Raw genomic sequence first — 25,442 nt, forward strand, 5'->3', positions numbered from 1 at the left:
GTAGATGTTCACAGCGTTGACCTTTTAAAGAAGAGACCAAATTTTCTTGCGGTACATGTCGAAGTATTCAGGTTTCAATCCCTCACGGGTATATATTGGCGAGCATAGACCTCAAAGCGGGTACAAGCTAATGAAGCAAGCATATGAAGCAGGACCATTGCCTACTGCAATTTTTTTCGCCAATGATCCGCTTGCTATCGGAGCCATAAAGTTCTTTAAAGAAGCAAACATTAGAATACCGGAAGATCTTAGCGTCGTTGGCTTTGATGGACATCATTTAGTTCAATTTACAACGCCGCCGCTGACAACAGTCAATGTACCCAAGAATTCATGGGTCGCACGGCAGTCCAATCCGTTATCGAACTCATTGATCAAGCTCGTAGTATTCGCCTAACCAGAACCACATACATTCGCTTTCATTATTCAAATGATTCACTCTGGGTTATCTTCGTTCAGAAGCATCTTACGTCCTTTTTACAAAGGTAATTTTGTGTTACCATCGCTCTACATTACTGCCGGTTAGTAGTATAATCGCCCACCGCATGCATCCGTCATCTCATTTAATAAAAGCGTTCACCCAAGTGAGTGAACGCTAAGAAGAACTAATCAAAATTTTTATTTTCTACTTCTAAACTTTATTTGTGAAATTTAAAATGACAAATAAAGTTATGAAATGGACTTTGGGGCAAATTGTTCGATTTACAAATTAGTTTTGAAATACTTCTTACAAATTATTTATAACCGAGCTACCTTAGCTTAACAAGCTTCACAACTTTCACAACAGACTGCCTCAGCTTCGGTAGCCGACGAGCTATCTATACTCTCAGAATTGCTCAAACAAGGAATCATTACTCAAGAAGAGCTCGATAAACAAAGGGAAAACTATTGGGTTAATATTAATTGTATATGACTATATATTTCCTATCAAAGTTTTCATCAACTCTTTCCCAACAGTAATCATCAGTCGGCGTAATATGTAGATGACGTCCTGAGGTTAATTGAAAAACTCGCTCAGATTTTTAATGGTTTCTTGAGGGCTTTCCTCTGCGATCCAGTGTCCGGTTTTATCTAATTTTACCAGCTTCGAGTCGATTGTGTATTTTTGGAAGAAAGAATTAAGAGAATCAACATTGAACTCACTTGAAAGACCGAGAATCGGCACGGTCAGCTTCGGATAAGTTTTCAGATCTTGGATATCTTGAATGATTCCTTTATACCAATTGTTACTTGCGCGAAGCGCATCAGGTTTTGCATATGCCGAAATGTAAATCGCTCTTTCTTTCTCGTTAATGGCGGTTTTATCATAGGCCAAATAATCAAAGATCCAATTGTAGAAGATATCCTGCTGTTGTTTACCCTGCAGCAATTGCTCCGGCAATCCTGGAATGGTATTGAATGCAAACCACCAAGGGAATCTTGGATGATTAGGATTACTCTCATCGTACACAACGGATGGTGCCAAGACCGGGATTTTCAGCCAGTCCTCGTTCGGATGAGGGACTTCCAGCAAGGCTACTTTCTTCGTGGCTTGCGGGTATTGAGCCGCGTAAGCGTAAGCAATCGGGGCCCCGACGTCATGTCCTGCGATATCAATTTTCGTATAGCCAAGCTGTTGGGCAAGAGCATAAATATCTGAAGCCATCGTCTTGAAATCATAGCCTGATTCAGGCTTGCCGGAACTTCCCATTCCACGATAATCGATGGAGTAAACATGATATTTCTTTGCAAGATCCGGCATTATTTTGTGATATGCGTACCATGTTTCCGGCCAGCCTGGAAGAAGGAACAGCGGTTCACCCTCACCTCCCTCTACATAGTGAATCTTGAATCCATTTACTTCTTTATACCCGTTTTTGAATCCTGGAAGCTCCTTGACGAGCTCCTCATCCGAATAAGATTTTTTTGCATCCTGGTTATCTACTTTAGCTAGCTTAACTTGGCTGCCCTGGGTATTACCTAAGTCTGAAATCGCTTGATTCGGAGCTTTATCGGCTGCACTCATTCCAACTTGCCGATTATTGTTAACTCCGCAAGCTGAAAGAAGCATCAGCGCCATAACCGCCGTAGTAGACATCAATTTGGTAAACAATCTAGATTTTACTCCTGACATATTAATCCTCCTGGTGAATTCATTTTTGTTGTTGAATCTGAAAATGACGCCATTATTTTACATTTCCTAATTGTTGACCCAGATGAAGCTCGAAATCACTTTGTTTACCCAGGCCTTGTGCCATGGCTTTCATCATTGCTTCCTGCGTATTTTTTGTCATCGCTAACGAGATAAAGGCTGTCCGAGACTCAATTAATTCGGAGACTTCAGGGATTCCGGCACGATTGATGAGCCTCTTGGCTTCACTTATGTTCTGTTTATCGAATACCGAAATTCTTTGAGCCAGGTTATCCACGAAACCACTCAATTCCGCGTCAGGGATCGCTCTGTTAATCCATCCATAGCGTTCTGCAGTTTGAGCTTCGTAGTCGTCGGCGCTAAGGACGATCTCCAGAGCCCGGGCACGTCCCGCGAGGCGGGATAGAATTTCATTACCGCCGCCTCCCGGTACGACGCCGACAGCCACTTCCGGCTGTCCAAATAGAGCCTTCTCAATACTTGCGAACCGCATATCACAGGCAAGCGCAAATTCGTTGCCGATTCCCCGGGCCCGACCCCGAATTTCCGCTATGCTAATAACGGAAGACTTGGCAAGACGTGTCGTGAAATCAAACCATGCGGGGATATCGCTTTCTTTTGGAACTTTTTGCTCTTCTCCAGCACGCGCCATGTCATAGTGCGCAATGTAATATTCAGGATCGGCACTGTCGAAAACGACCACCTTCAGATTAGGGTCTGTCTCGAATTGATCCATCAGCATTAACAGCTCAAAGATCGAATCCGGATCAAGGAGATTAATCGGCGGGTTATGGAAGGTAATGCGCCAATAAGCTGGCGTTTTGCGATGTACGGTAAATTGACGGTTGGTGTTCATAGTCATTGCTCCTTTTTTAGTCATGAATGATTAAGGTAATTTGAACGTTAATTCAAAAAAGAAGATGGAAATTAAAACAAAGTACGGTTGTCATATAAACTTTCGCAACCGACCAGTAGGAGGCCCCAATATCGGGCGTTTTATCAACGCCGTTACTTTGACAATAATCTTTTGTATGAGGATATGATCCCGAAATGCATTCCTTCATGGTACAAGTTATAACGAAGCGATTGCTCTGGAGTAAGCAGATCGAGTCCCGTTGACGTTTTAATGGCAGAAACGCTTTCGTTTATGCGGCTGTATGGTACCGCGTATCGAAATCTCTCCGGCTGTTCTTTCAACAGGGTTTCCAACTGCGTTATCGTCGGCAGAGGGACTGATTTTACTGCATCGTCCATCGGAGACTTGCCGGTAGGAAACCGCTCCATGAAGCCTTCCGGCAGATGCATCGAAATTTTCAATTGCGAAAACATCAGGAGTTCCGTAACGGTATAGACGTGACCGAGCTGCCAACGGATATTATTGCGGAAACCGGCGGGAATTTGATCTGCGAACTCCTCCGTTATGCCCCTTACCAATTCAAGCGTTTGTGTTCTGATAAAGGCCAATTGCTCGAAAAGATTTCTATCCATTTGCATCGCTCCTTTACTTTTTGAATTTTATGCTCAACTTGGTATGATATTTGACCGATCGTTCAAATATAAATATAAAAAATTCAATTATCCTTGACGGTAGATTGGAGCTCCAAGCGGTGCTGCTGCTGCTCCCCCGTCAACGACAATTTCTGTCCCCTGGACATAGGAAGAATCATCAGAAGCCAGGAACAAGGCAACCTTTGCAACTTCCTCCGGGTCGGCCATGCGCTGAAGAGGAATCGCCGGCGCAAGGGCAGCCTCCAGTTTCGCTGCTTCTTCAGGTTTAGATTTACCCCAGATTGGAGTTCGTGTTGCCCCAGGCACGAGAGTATTCACACGAATGCCGCGCGGCGACAACTCGGAAACCAAAACTCTAGTCATACTGCTAATGGCTCCTTTGCTTGCCGCATAGGCAGATCTTTCGGGCCCGCCATTTGTTGCAAGCGTTGAGCGGGTCAAGATTACCGAAGCCCCCTCCTTCAAATAGGGTAACGCTGCTTGTACTGTGAAAAAGACCCCGGTTACGTTGATCTTAAGAATTTCTTCAAAAACCGAAAGCTCCGTACTTCCTAATGGTGTGGGAGCTGCTGCTATGCCGGCATTTGCGAATACGATGTCAAGCTTGCCGAAGGTTGCTACCGCTGAGGACACCGCTTTTTCCATGCTTGCCGGATCGGCTGCATCGGCCTTAATTGCAAGGACATTGGCGCCAAGCTCCTCAGCCACCGAGCTTAACGTGGTTTGATTCCGGCCTGTAATGACAACCTTCGCACCTTCAGCCGCGAACAATTTTGCCGTTGCCAAACCGATTCCGCTATTACCTCCTGTAATAAAAGCTACTTTCCCAGTCAATTTTCCCATGTTTTCTCAATCCACAATTTTAACATTGTTAATTCACTTAATTTGAACGATTGTTCAAAAATAAAGACATCAACCCTACTTATCCTTGACGGTAGGTTGGCGCTCCTAACGGAGCTGCAAATACTCCCCCATCATGCAATTTCTGCCCCTGTACATAGGTTGAAGAATCAGAAGCCAGGAACAAGGCTGCCTTGGTTACTTCCTCTGGATAACTCAAGCGCTTAAGAGAACATTGTTTACAAGGATACCCTCGGCGACAACTCGGAAGCATCCCTGTTCAGTTATCCCATGTTGTTCACCTCTTATTGATCCAATATCGACATATTCATATCAATAATCTGGCGTAATTTTTCTTTGTCCGTCGTCATCTTGATCATAACGCGAAGACCTATCGAGGCATTATGAAAATATTTAGACAGCCATTCCGCGTTATGCGACTTGGAAATTTCTCCCGACTGTTGGCCTTCTACAATGAAGTCGTGTATCAATTGTTCTATACGGGCCCAGTCCAGCCGAACACAATCTCGGGACTCCGGATCATGTGAGCCCAACTCAACCGCGGTGTTCACGACAAGGCAGCCAATAGGATACTCGTCTTGATGCTGGACTGCCATTTCAAGAATCTGTCGGATTGCTTGTTTGGCAGAACGGGTATCCGTCAAACGATGCTTAACGTTTTGCTCCAACATACCGCTATAGCGTTTTAATGCCTTGATGTACAAGGATTGCTTATCGCCAAAGGTATCATACAAGCTCCCTTTATTAATCCCCATATGGGAGACCAGATCCTGCATGGATGTCTTCTCGTAGCCTTTTTCCCAGAATAACCGCATGGCTTTAAGCAGAACGGCATCTTCATCAAATTCCTTTGTCCTGGCCATCTCGCTTCCCTCCTTTCTATGTCAATTTAACATATCTAGAACGATCGGTCAAGAATTATTTGACCGATTGTTCTAAATAAAAAATCCCGAGAGGCCGACGAGACGATGCAGCAGGTGCTGTGTTCTGGTGAGACACCAGCGATACGTGACTCGATTTAAGTTCGATGGTCTTCGCATTCATGCGTTTGGCCAGAAATTGTTGGAGCTCCGGATGATATCATTCCTAAAATAAGCAGCAAACAGGCTAGTCCCATGATCTCCTGACGATATAGCAAGATCTTCTGACGGACATCTAGGTCGAGGAATCCGACAGACGAGACGCCGATAATCTCCCCATAAACGTTGTAAATGGGCGTTTTCGCTTTGATGGCGGATCCGGATACTCCTTTCCCACTAAAGAAATACCTTCCAGGGAAAAAGTTTCATTTTTTTTAATGAAAATATCATTTATGTTCCGCTTAACAATGAATATTTACTTCAAAGTATAAGAAAAACTACTATGGAAATACAAATTCATTATCTTTTCGCTGAACTAAGAAAAAGTGCATTCTTCTTGCCAAATCACATCGACAAAATTGACTTCTACAAAGCGATCGGTCAAGGAGCTTCTACCCAAACATGGGCAGCTACAACAGTCGGTCAAGCAATTGAGCAATACAGCAAGGATTACAGCACAAATCATTGTATAACGTCGCATAAATATGCATTTATCATAAATTACGAAAATTTTTTCTCAATAACTCGAAAAATTTTCTCAGTATCTACTATGACACCACACAAAAACAAAAAAAAATGTGATATTCCATAATTAATTAGAAAACGGAGCCCGCAAACCCGCGGCGCTCCGTTTTTGTTGTTTCAGAATCTGTTAGAATTTTCTACTCGCCGCGACGTAATTGGCGATTTGTTGCACAATTCGTTAGAAAAAAATTATTAATCCTATATACAGTCTATGCATAAATATACACATCAACTATTTGATCATGCTTAAGCTTATTTTTGCATTAAATCCAAGGAGAACCAGGTCAGGTAGAATCATGCTTTTAATCAAATATTATCTAAACATAGAATAAAGGAAAATCACGGAAATCGCGAAAATATTTATGCTTAATTGAATACTCACTTTCCTTCTTGGAATGAGAGGAATAAATAATAAATAGGCACTAAATCCAATTCCTATGAATCCAAAGAAAAGAGTAGATACTACCGATGCTGCCCCGATGTTAATGACGGCATCAGTATTATTCGGTAAAATAATTGAGATTGTTTTCATTACCAATCCTATGAAGAATGAAATTACAACAATCCAAGATGAAGCAGTTAGAAGAAACGACGAGAACTTGAATAAAAAGATTGAAACTCGGTTAGGCAATGTATGACTGTCTGCTGGAATAATTCCTTTGTCACGACATATGTGTTCACTAAGTAATCATGAAGTGCTCGTCTGCGGGGGTTCAGAAAAATAGTTACTATATTTACGAATACCAAAATGGCTACAACCGCATATAACCCATCAAAAGTATGTACTTCTTTCGTTGGAATTTTGTGAACTATTTGCTCATGGATATTTAGAACAAAAAGAATGGGATACAAATAATTAAAGAATTGTCTGCCAATGGCTTGAATCCACGAAATATTTTTCCCCTGAACAGTAACAATTCTATACCCAAGTACTAACTTACCGATAGATGCTCCGATAGTCACTGTGAGCACTATGACAATTGCGTAATAAATAGCATAAAAAAAGACAAACGGCAGTATTGTATTTTTCTCAAATGACAATTTCAAACAAAATTGATAAATAAAAATATTCGGTATCATAAAGATTACCACTTCTAATCCTTGAGCACGGACTCACTTCCAAAACCCTATATATCCTGTTGAATCCGTTGGTTTCAATTCTTGATTAAGCTCCATTCCAGTATTCACTTTCTATTCATCCGTCCTTTTCCAATGATTAAGTTCCGAATATAGTACCTATGAGAACAAAATCTAAACATACATATCCTTGGAGCTTGTCTCCATTAGAAAAAATCCAGAGTTTAAAAACATAACCTGATTCAAAATGGAAATTTTGAAAATAATAAAAAAGCATCAGAATCAGCAATAAATTACCGTCTCGATGCTTACTTAAAATAACTTAGTTAACAATAATATCATCAGTGTCACTATTTTCTATTGTTTTAGTAATTCTTGTCGACACTTGAAATTCAAATTCTACATACTCATCTGCATCAGTTTGTTCAAGTGTATAGGTTTGTCTTGTTGATCCTTGATTGTTCATCAATATCTCTTCATCTGGTTGGGTCTGCTCTAATGTTCTTGTTTCTATTTTTGATTTTAATATCATGATAATCTCATCTGGATCAGATTGCTCCGAATTTTCTGTCAATCTACTTGAGTCTTGCAATTTAATCTCATCAGGAACTGAACCTTCAATAGTTTCAGTAATTATTATTTGTTCGTTTGAGAGGGACACGACTTTTTTAATCAAATCTCCATCAATGTAGGATAATTGTTCAGTTGGGGAATATATATAGCTCGTTTGAATCAAAGGAATTGACTCCATATAAGTTCCGATATATGGCAACCTCATTATAAACTTACCTCCTAATAACAATTATTTTTAATACATTTGGAACAGAAAAATCATCAACTTCTATGATAGGAACATTATGTATATTGTAAGATTCGATTATACTCTTCATTCTCCTATAGTTGGAATGAGAGAGAGACTCCACTGATTTGATAAGAATTATTTCTTTAATTTGATTCATCAATAAACTTTCTTGAAGCTGATCTATAAAATCCTTATTACTAGTGAAAAGTTCACTCGAGTCATCTGTTGATAAATCTATTAATTTAATGCTATTTCTGGAACTGTTTTGTTGCACAGAAGCTTTATCCTTAAGAAGTGGGGTAGTAATATTTACTAAAACATTTCCGAACATAAAAAGAATACTCCAAATGAAAACACATATCAAGTATTTCTCTAAGTTCTTTATCAAAGTGACTTCAATTGAACTTTGATTTTGAATATCCAACCAATCGTGATATAACCCTGAAGCAAAAGAATCAGAAACGGAAGTTGAATTCTTAAGAGTGCCAAAAGTGAATCTATATTGGCTTTTCACTTGTATAAATGAATATACAAATAAGAATACATTTAAAAAACAATAAGTTAACACCACTGAACAAAATCCGTAAAACACATTTAATATTGATAATTTTGTGAATATTGCCTCTACCTTAAAAACATAAGGCACAAAAATTGGAATTAAAAAGGAAACAATGGCTAGATAAGCTAAAAACTTATTAAAGGTTTTTGCTTTTCCTGTGTATAATTCATTAATTTTATGCTGAATCGCTTCAGTAAGTATTTTACGTTCATCAGGTTGCTTGGTCGTTAGGAATGTTTCATATAATGAACGTTTCTGGTTAAGTTCAATTTCATCTACCCGAGGCTGAATATTCTTTAAATTAAAAATTTTTCCCCATTTAAACATAAAAGAGCTATATGGAAAAGACGTTCGTGAGGCTGAAAGGGACCAGGTATTAATCAATTCTAAATTAACGAATAAACTTCCCAAACAGAAGATACGTGTACCAAAATTAAAACTGAAAAAACTAATCCACATTTTTTTGGACCCGCGATTAATCTGACCAAACCAATCAATATCAATGAAACGAAAGAAAGGGGAAAAAGAAAGTAATTTAGATATTACATAGAACCACAAAGGTAATCTGTACACACTATTGCTCCTCGGTTAGTAGTTTTACAATTGATTGGGAAATACCAAGTCCAAGCTCTTGTTCAAGCCAGAGCCACTGCCCATTCGGATTTATCTCTAAAAAATAATAAATTCCATTACTATAAATAAAATCAAAAGCACCAAATTGAAGATTCATTTGCTTCATAAGCGTAAAGCAGCGATCAACTAGTTCAGATGGTAGTGTTCCAATAGTATAAGATACACGTGCCTCTCTTTTCCTCCAATCGATTAGATTAGATGAATTGATTTTAACCACATATACTTCATCTCCAACAATTGTAACTCTATATTCAGCATCTTTTTTCACATACTCTTGAAAATAAGACGGTGATAATTCCAATCCTTCAATAGGTCGCTTCATATCAACCAAATTTGTTTGAATAAAATTAATGCTCTCCTTTGTCATAATTTTACCAACAGAGAGGGGTTTTACTATGCTAGGCTGAGTAAAACAGAAAGATTTAGCTGATTCGTTAGAATTTGTTATAAGAGAGGTTGGCAATTTAAATCCTACTTCTCTAGCTAGCTTTAACTGGTAAACCTTATTTTCAGATTTACGGAGTATTGATGGGCGCGTTAAACACATTCTACCACATGTCTCTGCTATCCCATCGATTAAACTGATAATATCTCTCTGCATAAGTGACTGAAATAAAGGGTTAAAAGATGATAAGTCAGGGAATGCAAGTTTACGGTAATAAATTGAATCAATGTCAAAATCATAAATTGTTCCCAAAGGTCCGGTTATTGAAATACCTTTTTCCGTCACCAGAAACTGATATTCATTCAATCGATCTACATTAATTCGAAAAAAACGAAGTTTTTGTCCAAAATGATGTATTAAGTAATCAACAGTTATATCAATAGTGCTTGTTAAAATCAATATTGTCTTCAACTTTTTCTCCTTGAAAAGATAATAATATATTTTTCTCATTTATGTATGTTACTCAATCACTAAACTTCTTACTTAATATATTAAAATTACTCATTAATCCATTTATCAAATTTCATTGGATTATTCTCTTCTAAATTTATAGTGAGTAGAGTTCCTCCATCCATATTATCTTTTGAGACGTGTCCATACAATCGAAGGTATTCTTGTCCCTTATAAAATGTTTTCCTTCTCCTATATGATCTAGCGATTGGTATTACAGCAACTTTGCCTTTTCTACCATCAAAATACCCTAGTTCCCAGGGCATCCATTTTGATTTTTTTGAATTAGTAGAAACAGCGAATAAAAGACAATCGCAACTATCCATTCGTCGCCGCATAACGTCAGCTGTGTCTCTAGTTACAAATTTCCGATCTAAATTACTATCAACGATCCAATCAACATATACAGTATAGTTGAGCCTTTCCAACTCTTCTTTTAAACCTATTATTTCAAGTTGATCTAAGTAACTGTGAGATAAGAATATATTGTAATGCTCAGGTTTTGTTTTGAGTGTTTCTTTTTCAATATAGTTCAAAGCCGATTCATTGTTATTTTCCAACGTGTTTTCTGCTCGTTTTGTCAACTCAAATGAACTAAAAGAATTTTCAAACAGTCCAGATATTTGAGATAGTATGTCACTAATTATGTCTTCATTTAATATGGCCACTTGTCGTGAAAGCATTTTTTTAGCAATGGTGACTATTTTAGATAATAAGATAACCGAATCACGATTTAATCCAGAATCTTGCTTCTTAAGAAAGTAAGTATGATTTGGGTTTTTCAATTTCTTATCTATATTGCTAGAAATGGGTGCAACTACTATACTATCTCCCATGATTTGTAATATTAGGACTGGTCTTGTTTTTTCAACGCCATTAGAATTAAAGTTTGAAAAATATATCGAACCCCTGATCATTTTCATCCCTCATTATTTCTATAATAAATAAAAAGTACCGTCAGAATTGTGACGGTAGTTAAGTTGCTTTGTCACTATATACTTCTTACTTGTTCTTACCCTCTTTAGATACCTGAATAATTGCTGATGAAATTTTATCCCAATCCCAATGAATTGTCCTGTTTCTTTGGAGACCCTCAGGTAAGTTACAGTATGAATCTGCACCGCCCACATATATGCCAAATACAGGAACATTATTTCTTGTAGCCATTTGAACTTCCTTTTTAACACCAATGGCAGAAGACATGTATTTACCTACTAATATAATAAGCATATTACATTTTTTAATCTTCTCCTCAACAATTTCTTCCCATATGTTTTGAGGCATGGCTTGTTTTGCAGACCAATCTTGAATTGAAAAAGGAGACTTAGAATTTTTTGCTTGTCCAACAAATAAGACTTTCTCTGTTTCATTATTATCGAAGTCAAAACTTATAAATGCTCTAGGATTTGCCATTAATATACCTCCAATGTATTTAATTAACAAATAAATTTTAGACTTTGTTTTCCTTAACCATGCGCCAATATTGAACACCAAGTGTAGTTAATTTGCAGCTATTTGAGTTAATTGCAGCAAAATACATATGTTCATCTCTTACTGGTTTAACTAAACCAACGGATACGCAACGCTGTAGCTCTTTAAATATTCTTACTTTATTCTGATCAGCATGACTACTGCTGAATTCGTATGAAGGATCGAGATAATGTTCTCCTTCTGGATTAGGGAAATACTCAACAATGTTTCTTAATATCTCAAGAGGAATGGGGGGAGTAACCCTTCTTAATGGTGTAAACCTTGATACATTTGTCTTAAATATTGGTCTTTGTTCCCAGTCTCCTAAACCTTCATCGATATATGAATATAAGCTTCCTGGCGTTATATAACCTCGAAGATCAGCTGCTCCACCTTCTAAAGCATCAATAACTAAGGATGTGAAGACGCCGGTCCCATTAAGTTCAATAGACGGTTCAGAACCTCTACTGGCAGTAAGAACCGTCAACCCCTCACTTAATTGAGCAATATTTCCACCCTGGTTAACCGGGTTACCAAACCTTCCTGAATAACAACAATCTAAAATAATAATTTTATCTCTAGCCGCTGAACGGTTTGCAATATTTAGGATTTCATCCATATTTATTCCTTCATCATTATCCTCATAGTCAGGGGTAACAATAAAACCGCCATTAGCATTCATTAATCCGTGCCCTGAAAAATATAAAAGTGCAATCTCAGAAGGAGCGCTGAACAATTGCTCAATAGCTCTTCTTACTGACGCCCTACTAATTGTTTCATTTGGCGCTGTTAATTTTCTAACAGAAAAATTCGGGGAACCATCACTACTATTTCGTTCTAATAGCCTTGTCATCTCATTTGCATCATTCACACAACCAGATAAAGGTGCCCCTGGGTATGCATTTATTCCGATTGTTAAAGCTTTTCGCATTATGACACCCTTTTCAAAATTATGATGTTTTTCTTTTTAAAAGTTAATTATTCGACTCTAACTTCCAAAATCCTCCATTCATAACGTTTGAATCTGTTACTTTTTTTGAAATACACTATAACTTTTCTTCCATCATTGATGTTCATATACACTCCATTATTAACTGCCCAAATTGTTTCAAATTAACGATTAAATCAATGTCATTGTTTAGTCTTGATATCCCATTTATTAAAATTTAAATTACACCTCATAATAACCATCCATTATACAATTGCATAGTTATACATTATTTCAGAACAATTTATGCGGTTACTAAAAAATGCGATTGATCCACTAATCATTCACTATAATCGAATTAATTGGCTTGATAAGTATCTCTACTTGTACACAACAGTAGTCCTCAACATGTTTTGGGGCATAAATACTGTTTAATAACCATTCACTTGCATCACAATTATCAGTAAATCGAATCGCGGCGAACATATCACCAGTAAGCCCATCAGCTCTCTTGTTTAAGTACATGCCTAGATATAACTTGTGCCCAATTAGAGCTCGGAGTTTTCTTTGCAAATCATTTTCCCTCCTTTATGGGAATTAACCTATTTTTCTTATTGCATCAATTTTGCTTTTATTAAATAAGTATCTTTTTCGTCCGTCTTTCAAAGTAATTACGTTATCAGGGATAAGCACTCCGCTATTTATCCAAGCCCAAGCTTTTTTCTCCCCGATTTTTAGTACTTTTAACACTTCCGATAGGTAATAACCCCGTTCATTCATCTGTTCCTTTTTTATTATGTGGATACATGTTTCAAGTTGATCTACAAGATAAAAGTTGTCTGATAATGTCCCATCTAACATGTGTGTGATTGGTACTAAGACCCCAGCTTTCGTAAATCCAATGATTCTGACGATAGTCAATCCATTCACCGAGTATTTAATTAGAGCATCGTGAAACATTATTCCTGTTATATCTTCACTCATAAGCTTCCCGCGACAATCATCCAACAGCAATTTAACTTCTTCTAACGAAAGAAGTTCATTTCGACTCGTTTTTTTTCGATATGTTTGCAATATGCCAGCAGAAATAAGCTTAGGAATTGAGTCTTTTTGAATACCAAGTATTAACGCGGCTTCTTTTTTCGTTATCAACTTTTGTTCTTCCTGTTGGAAATCTTCCAATGACTGTTTATCGACTAGATATTTTACTTGGTTTCCTACGTGTTCAATCCTCATTGAGAGTTCCTTATGTTCATGTAATTGAACGACCTTCTCATAGCTGATCCCAACTGACGTTCTTATCTCATCTTTACGAATAAACTTACGCATTTCCAACAATTCCGGTAGCTCTTTAAAAATAGAAAAATCCCGACGAATAATCCCTTGATCGATCTTTTCAAGCCAATATTGATAATAGGCAGAAGCAATTTCTGAATATGAATCTTTTATTAGCAGTTGTTCGAACTGCTTTTTCTGCTCATACATTATTGAGGGATGCTTTTTTGTATGGAAATCATTTAAGACCCGATAGAAGTTATCCGGGAAATTCAAATACATCCAGAACACGTTATTGTAAGCATGAGCTTGAATAGAACTGGTGCGTTTCTCATTCTTTCTTTTGTTGAATGCTCTGATCGTTTGGTCATCGCCCAGATAACTTTTCAAACCTTCGAGAAGGTAGAAAGTACAGCCAATTAACATCATGCTGTCATTTACTGATAAAGGAGGAAGGATAGATTGAGTTCGTTCCGGTAGAAATAGTGAGGAATGGAGGTATGTTTGCGAATTTTGAATCAGCTCGTTCTGCTCGACACTAAACTTAGCGTGTTCGTATTTATGGCGACATTGACAGAACCCCATCATCAAATTTGTTAGTGAAATATGAGTTTTGCAGGCAACACAAACCTCTAGAAGTTGTACTCGGTGCTTTACACAGATATTCAGCTGCAAAATATTCCAAGATAAATAGTGCAGCTTAGATTCTCTAATACATTCAGGACAATATTTCACTCAATTTTTCAAAATGAATTTATTTAATGAGGCAGGGTCAATCAATCTTTCTAGCAGATATACACTTCGATTAAGTAATAACTCGATTGGAATTCCGGTTCTATTACTAAGCTTCATCAATTGCTCAAGGGAGAAGTCGTTGTTGTTTAAGCGAGGTATTGTAATTTGGAGTTCAGAAGCAATCGCGGAAATTGAATAGTGATTTGCCTCGGCGACCCTGTATATGTAACTTGCGAGACTCTCCAGTTCCATCAATTCAGGACAATTTCTAAAAGTCATCATTTTCTTCGCCTCTTGTATTTTTTACTCTTCCATCTGTTTCTAAGCTCTTTAAAATTCGAAAAATACGACTGTAAGATTTCATCTTCTATGTTGGGACTCTCCTGAACCCTAATCGCTCGGACAAGTCCTACTTCCTCAACAACTAATAGAATACTTTGCGGATCATTCGAATCAAAATATACAGGAATGCTTCTCGATTCAGATTCACTACTTACAGAAAACCATTGTTCTCTTATTGCAATTGATGCAGTAAAATAAAAACCGTTAAAAGCAATCCCATTTCTCGTAATTGTCCCATAATCTAAGGTAAGTACTTCTAGAATAATCATTAGTATTTCACCTGCCAAAGTTAAAATTTATAATCTATCATTCTCTCTAGTAATCATTATGTTCTAATTCGCTAGATTTGATACATATATGTATCAAATTATATTTTGATAACAATCAACGTATGTTTCTTAAAGATACAACTGTCTACACTTCTTATAAGAGGTGTAATGATGTCTGAAAACATTCTAAGATACGTTGGTGCACGAATTAGAGACATTCGAAAAGAAAGAGGCCTTTCCCAGGAACAACTAGGGGAAATGGCTGGATTTCATTTTTCATATATTGGTGGTATCGAACGGGCGGAGAAGAACATTTCATTGTTAAATCTGGCCAAGATTGCCGATGCTTTAGGAATCGATATTCATGAGTTATTTAGGTATTCCAAAAATATCGATGTCCCACGTTCGGATAAGGAAGAGGAAATACAAGAAGTCGTTAATATCTTAATGCGGTATGATATAAGAGATGTCAGAAAAGTTAAATCAATTATAAAAGAAGTCTTTAAGAATTAGAATAAGGGCAACTTCACGGGACATATACGTCCCGTGAAGTTGCCCTTTAGTATTTTAATGTTTGGCTCAGTTATCGTTGAATGTTGATTTTTGATCAAAAGAAAAATGTTTAGGATGGTGATTGAAACTTATAGCGTCGATAAAATTCTCTCTCAGCAATTAGATACCCTATTTATGACCTGGTACTGGTACGACATACCATGTAGTGCCAATTTCTTTTGCTAACTTATTAGCTTCTTCTACATTTTTATTATATTCGTCTATCTTTCTTTTATAATCGTTAATTTCTGTAACGCTTAGATTTCGAGTTTTTGCTGTTGATTCGTACCGTTCTATTTCAACGTTTTCTGTTTCAAGTTCCGCTTTAAGTTGATCAAGCTTTTTATTGTCTCCAGAGTGCCATAATGATTGACCGCCGACAAGAATGAGATTCAATACTCCATAAACTACAACGATGCCTGCAATCCCAATAAGCAAAGATTTAAAATGCTTAAAAGACATAGCCCTATGAAATTTCCTCTGAGTTTTAACTGTCGTGCGCTTAACTTTCTTGTTTATTATGTAACCTTGAAAATTAGCCATGTATCTGCTATCAGCCCACTTGCTAACTTCATTTTTCATGAATGATAGATTCTCAGGACTCTGTTCGATTTCGAAACTTTTCAACAAGGTTGTAGATATAATAATATATGGATTTTCGTTATTACTATTTGCTAGAGAATACTCTTTAGAAAACAGATTAAATAAATAGTCTCCATTCTCTCTTAATGGATAAATTAGTTTTCTAAATTCAAAAATAACTTTATCGTAATAGATGGATTCCTTAAAATTCAAAGTTGCTAAACTAAGTAATGCAGCATGCACTTCTGAGTGAAGATAAAAATCACTAATTGATGGACTTAATTCGGACTTCATTTTACTCAATAGAGATCGAATTGATGGAAAAATTTCCGTTGCTCTATTACTCGAAATCGAAAACAGATAAAAAGCTAGATCATACGGATGAATTTCTTTTTCAATGGCATAATCTGATGACAATAAACCTTTTTGCATTTTAATCAACTCCTTAGTCTTTCGTAAGAGTAAATCAACAACAAAAATTAACTTAGCTTAATGTTTAAATGTATTATCTGTATCGTACCATTTCCTTGCCTTTGCATGTCTTGCAGTTCCGTCCATATTGGGTTGCTAAAGTGGGATCATAAAACTCAGATAAATCTTTCATTTGCCCGCATTTTCCACACTTTTTAATTTGCTTGTTCTCGATCTTCTCGTATGTTTCCGCGACTTCCTTGCGCAGATCGTCCTCATCTTCAATTTCCGATATTTTAAAAATCCGGGATAATTGACGATCCAAATACTGTATTGGATTGTCACGAACAATGAACTTATTAAGACGGATGAAGGGGTAGCCATAGGATTCAATCGTTTTCTGGCGTTCAACATCCGACTCTACGTAGTAACGGGAGTAAGTAAACTCATTAATTAAAGCACTTGACTTAAAGTGGAACTCAAAGCCATCATATTCAATAATCGAAGTACGTGCCCGATCACCTGGTTTTCGAAAAATTAACAGGAAATCGGTACGATAAGCCGGTATCGTAGCCATAGGATCCAATTGCTTGATATACCTACCGATATCGAACTGCGGAATAATCTCAATGTACTCCTTATTTTGTTTATAAAACTTGGTTTGTTGAATCCATTGTAGGACCATTGGTTCCATCTTGGATCTGCTATCCGTTTTTTCTAACAAAAGAGCTGCATCCGGACCTTCCAACATATTCTTGAAGTATTGAAGTACCCGGCCTGCTTCGTGTTGGATGTCTTCGGGATTCTTACTTAGGACAAATCTTATGCTTTCTTTGGCACGGCTAAAACCAACGTTTAGACGTTGCGCTTTTAGTGTCCCGTTTTCCTCTTCCGCAGCTTTATCAAGCCGCACAGGGAAGATGTACTTTAGGCTATCCTCTCCAAGCTTTTCTACCATGGAGTAGTAAATGATGTCTCTTTCCTCGCCCTGGCAGGAGTCGAAGGTCATAATTTTAAGATGAAACTTGTCCATGTAATACTCCCAATCTTTTGAAGCCAAAATCCTGCTTGTTAGGAGCTTCTGCTGATTGGTAAAGGGCGTTAGGATTCCAACCGTTCCTTGATAATTGTTTTTTTTCAACCGCTCAAGCTCTCCAAGGATATAATGGATTTCATCTGTGTTAGTGTTTTTTATCCTTTCGTTACGTGAATCTGCCTGTATGACATGAAACTGCAACACTTCGTTCAAACTAACGCCACGTATCTTCATCACTTGAAGGGAGTCTTGGTAAAAGTTCTTGTTTGAATAGTTGATGAGCTCGATATAGCCTCTGAAATGTTTCTTCAAGCTGCATTCGTAATTAGGGATATTCTTCATAAAATCGAGAATCGAGTTTTTAATATTAAAATTATCAATCTTCAGTTCCAGACTCTCACGTTCAGACTCTGGGAGATAAATAACATCCTTCTTAAATGCATCCCGCACTCGATTGAATAATACGTTGTTAACTTTAGTAGAAGCATTGTGCGACTTCACGTTCGCAAACTGTTTAGTGTCGCCAAGAACAACTGTTTTCTTCCCCCGAATAATGGCAGGGAAAGCCTGAGCAATGCTTACCTGGGAAGCCTCATCTATAATCACCACATCAAATAAATTAGCCTCTAAAGGTATAAATTCTCCAAGTTCGCGAATTCCAACAATGAGACAAGGAAAAGCTTGCACCAATGGATTCAGCAAATGTCTGGGTATTCTCTTCTTTGCTCGAAAGATTTTACGCAGTTCTTCAGCATCATTCCTATAATTCTCACGAAATTGAACTACACTATCATCCAAAATATTGGTCATCTTTAAGATGAGCCTATTCTCCAAGGTTCCCCGTTGCTCTACGTAAAGATTAGCCGAAGGCTCCTTGTCTTGGTTAATAAAATAATGGGTTTGCAGGTATGAAACGACATTCTTGATATCATCTTCAGTAGTTCTGGCAAAAGACCAGAGCTTCTCGTTATCCAACTGATCGGATTCCATCCCGAGAGCTTGTACAGACTTCATTAGTTCCTTTTTCACTTTCTCCACTTCACGGAGTTGAGTAACAATATCCTCTAATTGCCCGATAACTATTGACAAAGATCCATCACGTATTGTTTTGAAAAGATCCAGGGATTCTGTGGCCCAATTATGTTCTACCTTTGAAAGCTGTTTATAGAATTGGTTTTCGTTTTGAAGTGTAGCCCGTTCAGCCTTCAAGGAAAATGGCTCAACGCCGAAAAACTCTTCGAATAGTCGTTGCTCCATTGCTCTAACCCTTTTACCTGCAAATAAAAATCCAAACAAAGGATTTCGTATGTCCTCAAGCTCTTTCAAAGATTGCTCAAGAACTTGAACTTTAGCTGCTTCAATAACGCGATGAAACTTGAAATTATTCTGTGCCTTATTTAAACTTGTTTGTATTGGTTGCAGTTCTCTCAATAGCTCTTCAAGCTTAGATCTCCAAATATCCAATGTTACGCCATTAAATTGAAATTTGATTTTACTTGACTCTTTTAGATGATCCAAATGATTAAGAATAATGGATAACGAATTCCACAGATCGTAAAGTCTCTGTGGTTTCTTACCATCACTTATCTCATCTAAATTCAACCGATTTTTCCAAAGTTGATCAAATATCGATTCATAGGAAACATACTTTTGAACTTGATCCGAGTGGAGGAAATACTGTGAGTCAATTTCACGTTCAATATCACTCTTAATTTTAGTATGGGTTTCTCTAATCTCGGACTCAATCTGTTCCTTATGTCTACGATATGCCCCATGACGGGTTTTGATTTTCTCATAATTCACGGTTTTGAAGATACCGGCGAAATTTGAATCCTTCTTGCCAAGCCGCAGAATCGGGTTTTGAACGAAATCATCCGGCTTCATTTTATCCAACACAGAGTTGATCTTGTCCTCGACAACATCTAGTGCTTCTTTCTTGTCACTGACCATCAGAACCGATTTCCCACTCATGAGAGCATTAAAAATTATTGCTGTGATTGTATGGCTCTTCCCTGTACCAGGAGGACCTTCGATTATAATTCGATCACAACCCTCCGTATCAATGGACTTGAGCACTTGGATTTGCTCTTTATTCAAAGGAATAGGACTTGAATAGCTTAATCTTTCGCTACTAGACTGATTCTCATAATCGTCTTCAATGACCCTAGCAAAAGATTTTGGATTGCGAACAAGGAAGTCTTCACTTATCTTGCTAAACAGTTCCAATGCTTCTGAGTTCTCACCGGATTGAAGTAGTGTCAGCAGCTCCTCATAATCGTTTAGCAAGGATTCATCCGACTTATCAGCAAGCACGAGGTAACTCTGGTTCGTAATCTCGTATTTACCAGTTTTATTTTTCAATCCTGAATCCTTAGCGGAGGCAAGGTCAACGGCTCGAATCCCAAGGAAATTGGTTAATTCGTTTAATATGCTTTGCAAATAAGTAACGAACTCCGTTGGATTTTGAAAATTCGCCAAATAAATATGCCGCGGCGGAAGCTCAACTTGCCAATCTTTTTTTTGTTCTTCCGCATATTTTCCCGTTATATATTCAATAGCTTTCTTATTAATGAGCAAAACCGGGTCAAACTCAAGCGAGAAGATACCTTGATCATTTTGCTCAACTGAAAGTGGGATATAGAAGATAGGGTACCGCTGCTCCTCATAACAGATGTCATAGAAATATAGGTAAAACTCATGTTTATCCGTCAGGAGTTTGTTTTTCCAAAGCTCATATAGCTCTTCGTATAATCCAGCCAATCGATATTCATCCAAAAAACTGACTATATCGGAGATTGTTGGTTCCGGGACTGCATCAAGCAGTTGTTCAATCTTAAATTTCCCTGGCAACTTATGCTTACGCAGTTCACGATTAATGTACGATTCAAACGACACAAAATCTATGATATCTTCATCGATTCCATTTACTGCTTGTTTTCTAATATTTTCGGGAATACGAACTGTTGCAGAGTCCCGGTTAATCGCTTCAAATGGATTATAAGTGAAATGGGATAGCAGAGCCCTTAGAGCCATCTCATTTACGCCTGGATAGTCCGATAAATGGACTTCCGAATCGGGTTCCGCACCAATCTTGCGACTCGGTGCGGACCTACCCGAAAAATCTGACTCTAAGAAGGCCATATAATATCGAGCCAATTCAGAAAGGAATTCCTTCGACTGTGTTATCTCATTAATCATGGTTTTCCACTCCGTAATCATAGTTAGGTCTTTGTTCTCACTCATATTTTATCATATGTTGGATTATTTCGTTGCTAATTAGTTTTTCTACAACGAATGGCATCCTTGTTTTGGTTCTAAGGTCTCATAATAAGCAATTAATAATCTCATCGTAAATTTTTTTCTTGTTATGGAAAATTTCATTAGCTTTCATTTTTGTTAAAAAGTTCTTCATTTCCTTAATAGAAGGCTTATGAAAAACGCTCAATTGTTCGTTTTTGCCCTTCTCTTTACAGTAAATCAAATGCAATGCGTTAAGTACAGTCATCTGATGGCATTGTTCTAAGTTGAACCATTGTACAACATCGCTCCATTCAGGTTCTGAGAAAGCGTACAAGGTATCCCATCCGATATTAACTGGTAGTGTGACTTTATCTAACATCCACTTTATCACGTGGTTAGATCGGAAATAGATTAAGTGCTGCTTAGCTTCAGGAGAGGGAATACGGTCTGGATAATTCTGTTCTAAATAGTTAAAGACTAACGAAAGCCCTTCTTCCAATGGGATGCAACGGGAGGTTAGGTAGGAACGTTGATATCCATTTAAGAAAGGGACCTCGGTTTTCCAAAGCTGTTTAACCCAAGCTGCGGCGTTGATGTCTAGCACTTCACCTATAGTAGTACATAAAGCGTTGACCTGGTCAGGTTCAGCAGTTGGAAGTTTTGAAAGAATATTATCAAAAACTTCAATAGGGCTATGTATTTTTAGAACAGACAAAATTTCATCGATTGATCCTCTTACTAAAATATATTTAAGTAACTCAGGAACAGAGTGAGAAATATCCTCTATTTTCGTGGAAGTCAAATAATCGAACCAATTTATCCACTCCAAGGAAGCGTGTGAATAAGGATCCAAACCTTTTGAATTCAGAAAATAATCAATTTGCCATATTTCCGAACCTACACTTTGTATCTCAGTAACATTTCTAATGTAGTCTTCAAATGAATCTGCAATGTAAATGATTTCATCTTCCTCATGGCTCCAATAAACAACTGGCGCCGTTTCTATACTCATATCCAAACATAAGTAATCTCCGTTACCGACCTGGAAGAAAGATAACTTGTTTCTTAAGCATTCACCATAACCGTTCCCAATATCATCTGATATAGATGTCAAATCTTCGACCCACTTCGTATTCCAGCCTAATTCACCAGCAAAAATCTCCTTGAACTTATTAGGAACTATCGTTTTATCCGGAAACGTCCAGCGAAAGTAAACATGTTTTGAGTATTGAATCAAAACATTTCGAAAGCTTGCCGGTAATTTGTAACCAAGTTTATTTTCAATTTGACCAATTTCTTCTATTGTTGCAGGAGGCTCTAAGATCAAAGGAGAGGCTTTACCTTTAATTGAATGAATTTTCTTTTGAGTTTGTTCCCATTTAGTTCGATATTGTATAAATTGATTCATCATTTCCTCCATTTTATCTAAACTAGTGTTCGTACAAGATCACTTAAACTAAATCGATAAATCAAATGATTCTCTGTGATTAGTAAAGTGTCCCTTCTAAAATCTCGACAGGAAGACTGGAAAAGATCACCTGCTTCATTAACCAAGATAATTTCGCATAATTCCTTCATTTGTCCATTGCTTATCAGTTGGAGTAAAACATATCTGCTATGCTTGCCATAACCCTTATCAAACAAAAAATAACTGCGATAAACTAAAAATCCGCTTGCCCCCGATATCTTAGGTTTGTATTTCTCGAGCTGTTGCTGGTACAGTCGTACAAGTTGGAAATCAGTATAATAATAAAACCATACTTCGTCATCGCTAATCACATTTAAAGCGTAGCAGTCACAAATATCAAATGAGGTATTTTTATAAACAACCTCACCCTTACGATTCCAAGTAACCAATCCCGGTGCTCCTACTGGTTCACTCCAGCCATTATTACCAAACACGCCTTCATCAAAATAACCGGTCCATAGATTCCCATTCTTCGTAGATTGGATCGTTTGTATTCCATCCCCCAATAGAATCTCATTAATCTTCACACCGTAATAATCTATGATCTTTCCGTTTTTTTCGAAATTCACCCCACCATAATGCCTACATCTTGCCCCGATTAGAATTAGCTGATCATCACCTATAGGTTGAACAAAGTGGTAATTATATTTTTGTTTTGGTAAATAAACTTCAGTGTAAATATCATTATTAATGGATAGTACTCTATAATCATGTGGCTTCTCGGTCTTGGATTGAACAAACATCCCATTGATTCTCTGAGGCTCCTCATCAATAAATAAGATATAATATTCATTAACATGAGGTCCTTGAGAGCAGGATACGATTTTACTATGTTTCGCATATTCTGATATATCTTGTATAGGGGATAAGGTCACTTTTCTTGATTTGCTCATTCGCTTTGCTCCTTAATCTAATGTTCAGTCGTTCCAAGAAATTTTGTCGTATATATTCTAAATATTAACCTGCATTGTTTAGTAGTAGTAGTAGTGGCTTCCTCCAATTGAAAATATTGGTATATAATTTTTCGACAAGAGCCATTTGCTATCCTTTACTATACTATTTCTATATTCTTGTTGTACAAAATTTATCATAGTCATTATAAAATCGTATAATGAAACTGACATTCACTTTATAATCAACCGTTGGGGGCATTTTATGAGATCTAAGATAGGATTTGTTGCATGCACGAAGAAAAAGAAGGACTATGCCAGTGAGGCAATTGAATTATATAGTGAATCAAACTTGTTCTCATTAACCTCCCGATACTTAATGATGAACTATGACGCTTGGTTCATATTAAGTGCAAAACATCATCTAATCGAACCGTCCTATAGTTTGAATCCATACGATGTAACATTAGTGAAAGCTCCCGCTGAAAAGAAGAGAATATGGTCATTAGCAGTAGCAGAACAAATCATTAAGAAATTTCCGTCCAAGGGTGTTGATCTGTATTTTCATGCAGGTGAAGACTACACCAAATTTCTAATTCCGCTTCTCGAGCAAGCTGGATACTGTTGTAAGAAACCACTTAAAGGTCTAGGAATAGGACAGCAATTACAATGGTACAAGGAGCGGTTACAGCATGTTTAATGAATCGATATGGTTAAGACTAGTGAGAACTGCAGAAGTGAACCAGAATCGTGTCTTGACATTATCTCAAAACAAATTAAATACGATTCACAAAGTATCAGAAGACGGCTTTTTAGTTGAAACTAAAGGAGATCCCCAGCTGGTTCTAAAAAAGTGGATCTCTGACGCGTGGGATGCTTTATACGAAAAGAGAGTAATAACAGCTGACGATATACCTGGGCAAGCAAGGCATCGTTCTTCGTTTATCATGGCGTTATTCTCCTTATTACCGGAGGTGGAAGTGCAATACTCAAAACCAGTCTCGCTAAAACTTATTCAACAGCCGGACGGAATGGAGTATACGACCTGGATTTTTCAAGGTAATCCAAACAAATTTGATATCAACAAGTATGTAATGGACAGAAGATATATCTGGTGGAGCCTCCGTCAAAAGCATTTTGAGCAAGAAATAAAGACAGGAGATGAGGTTTTTTTATGGAGAACTGAGTCTGATCAACCAGGTAATGGTGGTATTATTGCAAGGGGGATAATCGTTGGGCCACCAACCATACGTACAGATGAAGAAGCGTCACAATATTGGAAGACAGATGAATGGAAGGTACCCGGGTTAGGTGTTCCGGTTGAACTGCAAGAAGTAAAAGTAATCGACGGCTTTCTTCCCCGGAAAAAAATCTTAGAAAATAAGGTTCTTCAAGATTTACTGATTCTGCGAATGGCTAATCAAACAAATTATAAAATTAGCGATGTGCACGCCACTGAACTAAATAAACTTTGGGGTAAACCTGAGGTTGATTTTCGTGAAGATGATGAAGAGGCCTATCTGTTCCCAGAGGGTAAGCGGGTGTATCGACAGCATCGTATCATTGAGCGAAACCCTCATCTAATCAAAGCGGCAAAGGAAAAATTCAAAAATCTGCATGGGGAACTTAGATGTATGGCTTGTAGTTTTTCGTTCGTGGAGCAATATGGAGCGATAGGGGAAGATTTCATTGAAGGGCACCATACTACCCCTATCTCTGAGATGTCAGGTGAATATCATGCTAAGATCGAGGATATTGCCTTGGTCTGCTCGAATTGTCATCGTATGCTACACCGAAAACGCCCTTGGATCAAAATGGTCGAACTCAAACAACTATTGAAGGAGAAGGTGTGAAGCAATGATTGAACCTCTAAAAATAGCGTTTCATCGAGCAATGCTCAACATTTATCAAATCGCAAAAAAGGACTTGAACTACAATGCAAACCGATTCGTTCAAATGTTAACTTCTCCCGACGAATCGATACGCACAGCCAAGAAGTTTGTATTATCCTCAACAGCAAGTGATGGCTTCTCAGAGTTATGGAAAAGGGGAAGGCTTGATCTTACAGTCGAGGCGCTTGTTGGTTACCATTCGGAGTTTGCCGAGCTTTTTACGGACGAGGAACGTGATGCTGCTCGCAAACGTTTATCCCAAATGGGGTATAACCCTAAGTAAA

At 37.6% G+C, this 25,442-nt stretch carries 27 protein-coding genes; 7 read left to right on the forward strand and 20 right to left on the reverse strand.

The features are described from left to right. The first annotated feature begins 40 nt into the window (after nt 1–40). Complete coding sequence (locus tag AC58UW_RS02070) at nt 41–394, forward strand: substrate-binding domain-containing protein (protein WP_497419321.1); 354 nt, start codon at nt 41–43, stop codon at nt 392–394. A gap of 600 nt (nt 395–994) precedes the next feature. Here the strand turns inward: AC58UW_RS02070 and AC58UW_RS02075 are convergent. From AC58UW_RS02075 to AC58UW_RS02100, 6 genes are all read right to left on the reverse strand, one after another. Beyond that, nucleotides 995–2,110 carry an alpha/beta hydrolase gene (locus tag AC58UW_RS02075; protein ID WP_497419061.1) on the reverse strand — a complete coding sequence of 372 codons (1,116 nt, stop codon included), beginning with the start codon at nt 2,108–2,110 and terminating at the stop codon, nt 995–997. Between the two features lie 52 nt (nt 2,111–2,162). After that, nucleotides 2,163–2,984: an enoyl-CoA hydratase/isomerase family protein gene (locus AC58UW_RS02080; RefSeq protein WP_497419062.1), complete on the reverse strand. Its 822-nt coding sequence runs from the start codon at nt 2,982–2,984 to the stop codon at nt 2,163–2,165. A 152-nt stretch (nt 2,985–3,136) separates the two neighbouring features. Continuing rightward, nucleotides 3,137–3,616: a DinB family protein gene (locus AC58UW_RS02085; RefSeq protein ID WP_497419063.1), complete on the reverse strand. Its 480-nt coding sequence runs from the start codon at nt 3,614–3,616 to the stop codon at nt 3,137–3,139. A gap of 87 nt (nt 3,617–3,703) precedes the next feature. Continuing rightward, complete coding sequence (locus tag AC58UW_RS02090) at nt 3,704–4,480, reverse strand: SDR family NAD(P)-dependent oxidoreductase (RefSeq protein ID WP_497419064.1); 777 nt, start codon at nt 4,478–4,480, stop codon at nt 3,704–3,706. 79 nt (nt 4,481–4,559) lie between these two features. Next, nucleotides 4,560–4,751: an SDR family oxidoreductase gene (locus AC58UW_RS02095; protein WP_497419065.1), complete on the reverse strand. Its 192-nt coding sequence runs from the start codon at nt 4,749–4,751 to the stop codon at nt 4,560–4,562. Between the two features lie 31 nt (nt 4,752–4,782). Continuing rightward, nucleotides 4,783–5,361, reverse strand: a complete 579-nt coding sequence (locus AC58UW_RS02100) for a TetR/AcrR family transcriptional regulator (protein WP_497419066.1) — start codon at nt 5,359–5,361, stop codon at nt 4,783–4,785. Nucleotides 5,362–5,860: 499 nt separating this feature from the next. Here AC58UW_RS02100 and AC58UW_RS02105 point away from each other — a divergent pair, with 499 nt between their 5' ends. Beyond that, a complete protein-coding gene (locus tag AC58UW_RS02105) occupies nt 5,861–6,169 on the forward strand; it encodes a hypothetical protein (protein ID WP_497419067.1) in 309 nt (102 codons plus the stop codon). A 370-nt stretch (nt 6,170–6,539) separates the two neighbouring features. Continuing rightward, nucleotides 6,540–6,740 carry a hypothetical protein gene (locus AC58UW_RS02110; RefSeq protein ID WP_497419329.1) on the forward strand — a complete coding sequence of 67 codons (201 nt, stop codon included), beginning with the start codon at nt 6,540–6,542 and terminating at the stop codon, nt 6,738–6,740. On the opposite strand, the gene AC58UW_RS02115 is transcribed toward AC58UW_RS02110, so the two are convergent. From AC58UW_RS02115 to AC58UW_RS02160, 10 genes are all read right to left on the reverse strand, one after another. Further along, nucleotides 6,682–7,182: an RDD family protein gene (locus AC58UW_RS02115; RefSeq protein WP_497419068.1), complete on the reverse strand. Its 501-nt coding sequence runs from the start codon at nt 7,180–7,182 to the stop codon at nt 6,682–6,684. The genes AC58UW_RS02110 and AC58UW_RS02115 overlap by 59 nt on opposite strands. Nucleotides 7,183–7,501: 319 nt before the next feature. After that, nucleotides 7,502–7,957, reverse strand: a complete 456-nt coding sequence (locus AC58UW_RS02120; RefSeq protein WP_497419069.1) for a hypothetical protein — start codon at nt 7,955–7,957, stop codon at nt 7,502–7,504. 7 nt (nt 7,958–7,964) lie between these two features. Then, on the reverse strand, nt 7,965–9,113 hold the full coding sequence (locus AC58UW_RS02125; protein ID WP_497419070.1) for a hypothetical protein: 1,149 nt from the start codon (nt 9,111–9,113) through the stop codon (nt 7,965–7,967). A gap of 1 nt (nt 9,114) precedes the next feature. Continuing rightward, complete coding sequence (locus tag AC58UW_RS02130) at nt 9,115–10,029, reverse strand: MvdC/MvdD family ATP grasp protein (RefSeq protein ID WP_497419071.1); 915 nt, start codon at nt 10,027–10,029, stop codon at nt 9,115–9,117. A gap of 86 nt (nt 10,030–10,115) precedes the next feature. After that, the gene (locus tag AC58UW_RS02135) at nt 10,116–10,985 is read right to left on the reverse strand and encodes a type II toxin-antitoxin system PemK/MazF family toxin (protein ID WP_497419072.1); all 870 of its coding nucleotides are present in this window, start codon (nt 10,983–10,985) and stop codon (nt 10,116–10,118) included. Nucleotides 10,986–11,070: 85 nt separating this feature from the next. Beyond that, on the reverse strand, nt 11,071–11,481 hold the full coding sequence (locus AC58UW_RS02140) for a TIR domain-containing protein (protein ID WP_497419073.1): 411 nt from the start codon (nt 11,479–11,481) through the stop codon (nt 11,071–11,073). Between the two features lie 37 nt (nt 11,482–11,518). Further along, nucleotides 11,519–12,469 carry a caspase family protein gene (locus AC58UW_RS02145; protein WP_497419074.1) on the reverse strand — a complete coding sequence of 317 codons (951 nt, stop codon included), beginning with the start codon at nt 12,467–12,469 and terminating at the stop codon, nt 11,519–11,521. A 594-nt stretch (nt 12,470–13,063) separates the two neighbouring features. Continuing rightward, nucleotides 13,064–14,170, reverse strand: coding sequence for a hypothetical protein (locus AC58UW_RS02150; protein WP_497419075.1), 1,107 nt, complete (start codon nt 14,168–14,170; stop codon nt 13,064–13,066). Between the two features lie 306 nt (nt 14,171–14,476). After that, nucleotides 14,477–14,758 carry a TniQ family protein gene (locus AC58UW_RS02155; protein ID WP_497419076.1) on the reverse strand — a complete coding sequence of 94 codons (282 nt, stop codon included), beginning with the start codon at nt 14,756–14,758 and terminating at the stop codon, nt 14,477–14,479. Then, the gene (locus AC58UW_RS02160) at nt 14,755–15,087 is read right to left on the reverse strand and encodes a nucleoside triphosphate pyrophosphohydrolase family protein (RefSeq protein WP_497419077.1); all 333 of its coding nucleotides are present in this window, start codon (nt 15,085–15,087) and stop codon (nt 14,755–14,757) included. The genes AC58UW_RS02155 and AC58UW_RS02160 overlap by 4 nt, the downstream gene beginning before the upstream one ends. A gap of 168 nt (nt 15,088–15,255) precedes the next feature. Here AC58UW_RS02160 and AC58UW_RS02165 point away from each other — a divergent pair, with 168 nt between their 5' ends. Further along, nucleotides 15,256–15,600 carry a helix-turn-helix domain-containing protein gene (locus AC58UW_RS02165; protein ID WP_497419078.1) on the forward strand — a complete coding sequence of 115 codons (345 nt, stop codon included), beginning with the start codon at nt 15,256–15,258 and terminating at the stop codon, nt 15,598–15,600. A 168-nt stretch (nt 15,601–15,768) separates the two neighbouring features. Here the strand turns inward: AC58UW_RS02165 and AC58UW_RS02170 are convergent, their stop codons facing one another. The 4 genes from AC58UW_RS02170 to AC58UW_RS02185 all read right to left on the reverse strand — a co-directional run bounded on the left by AC58UW_RS02170 (nt 15,769) and on the right by AC58UW_RS02185 (nt 23,269). Beyond that, nucleotides 15,769–16,653 (reverse strand): hypothetical protein, encoded by an 885-nt coding sequence (locus AC58UW_RS02170; protein ID WP_497419079.1) that lies wholly within the window; start codon nt 16,651–16,653, stop codon nt 15,769–15,771. A gap of 73 nt (nt 16,654–16,726) precedes the next feature. Further along, entirely contained in the window at nt 16,727–20,887 is a 4,161-nt protein-coding gene (locus AC58UW_RS02175) for an AAA domain-containing protein (protein ID WP_497419080.1), read from the reverse strand. Between the two features lie 103 nt (nt 20,888–20,990). Next, complete coding sequence (locus AC58UW_RS02180) at nt 20,991–22,316, reverse strand: SMI1/KNR4 family protein (RefSeq protein WP_497419081.1); 1,326 nt, start codon at nt 22,314–22,316, stop codon at nt 20,991–20,993. A 17-nt stretch (nt 22,317–22,333) separates the two neighbouring features. After that, entirely contained in the window at nt 22,334–23,269 is a 936-nt protein-coding gene (locus tag AC58UW_RS02185) for a YxiH-YxzG fusion protein (protein ID WP_497419082.1), read from the reverse strand. Between the two features lie 262 nt (nt 23,270–23,531). Here AC58UW_RS02185 and AC58UW_RS02190 point away from each other — a divergent pair, with 262 nt between their 5' ends. The 3 genes from AC58UW_RS02190 to AC58UW_RS02200 are packed head-to-tail and all read left to right on the forward strand — an operon-like array spanning nt 23,532 to nt 25,441. Then, nucleotides 23,532–23,966 carry a DUF6884 domain-containing protein gene (locus AC58UW_RS02190; protein ID WP_497419083.1) on the forward strand — a complete coding sequence of 145 codons (435 nt, stop codon included), beginning with the start codon at nt 23,532–23,534 and terminating at the stop codon, nt 23,964–23,966. Next, nucleotides 23,959–25,119 (forward strand): EVE domain-containing protein, encoded by a 1,161-nt coding sequence (locus AC58UW_RS02195; RefSeq protein WP_497419084.1) that lies wholly within the window; start codon nt 23,959–23,961, stop codon nt 25,117–25,119. Before AC58UW_RS02190 ends, AC58UW_RS02195 begins: the two co-directional genes overlap by 8 nt. Nucleotides 25,120–25,123: 4 nt before the next feature. Further along, nucleotides 25,124–25,441: a hypothetical protein gene (locus AC58UW_RS02200; protein ID WP_497419085.1), complete on the forward strand. Its 318-nt coding sequence runs from the start codon at nt 25,124–25,126 to the stop codon at nt 25,439–25,441. Nucleotide 25,442 lies beyond the last annotated feature (1 nt).

It is taken from the genome of Paenibacillus sp. J22R160 (assembly GCF_059692135.1).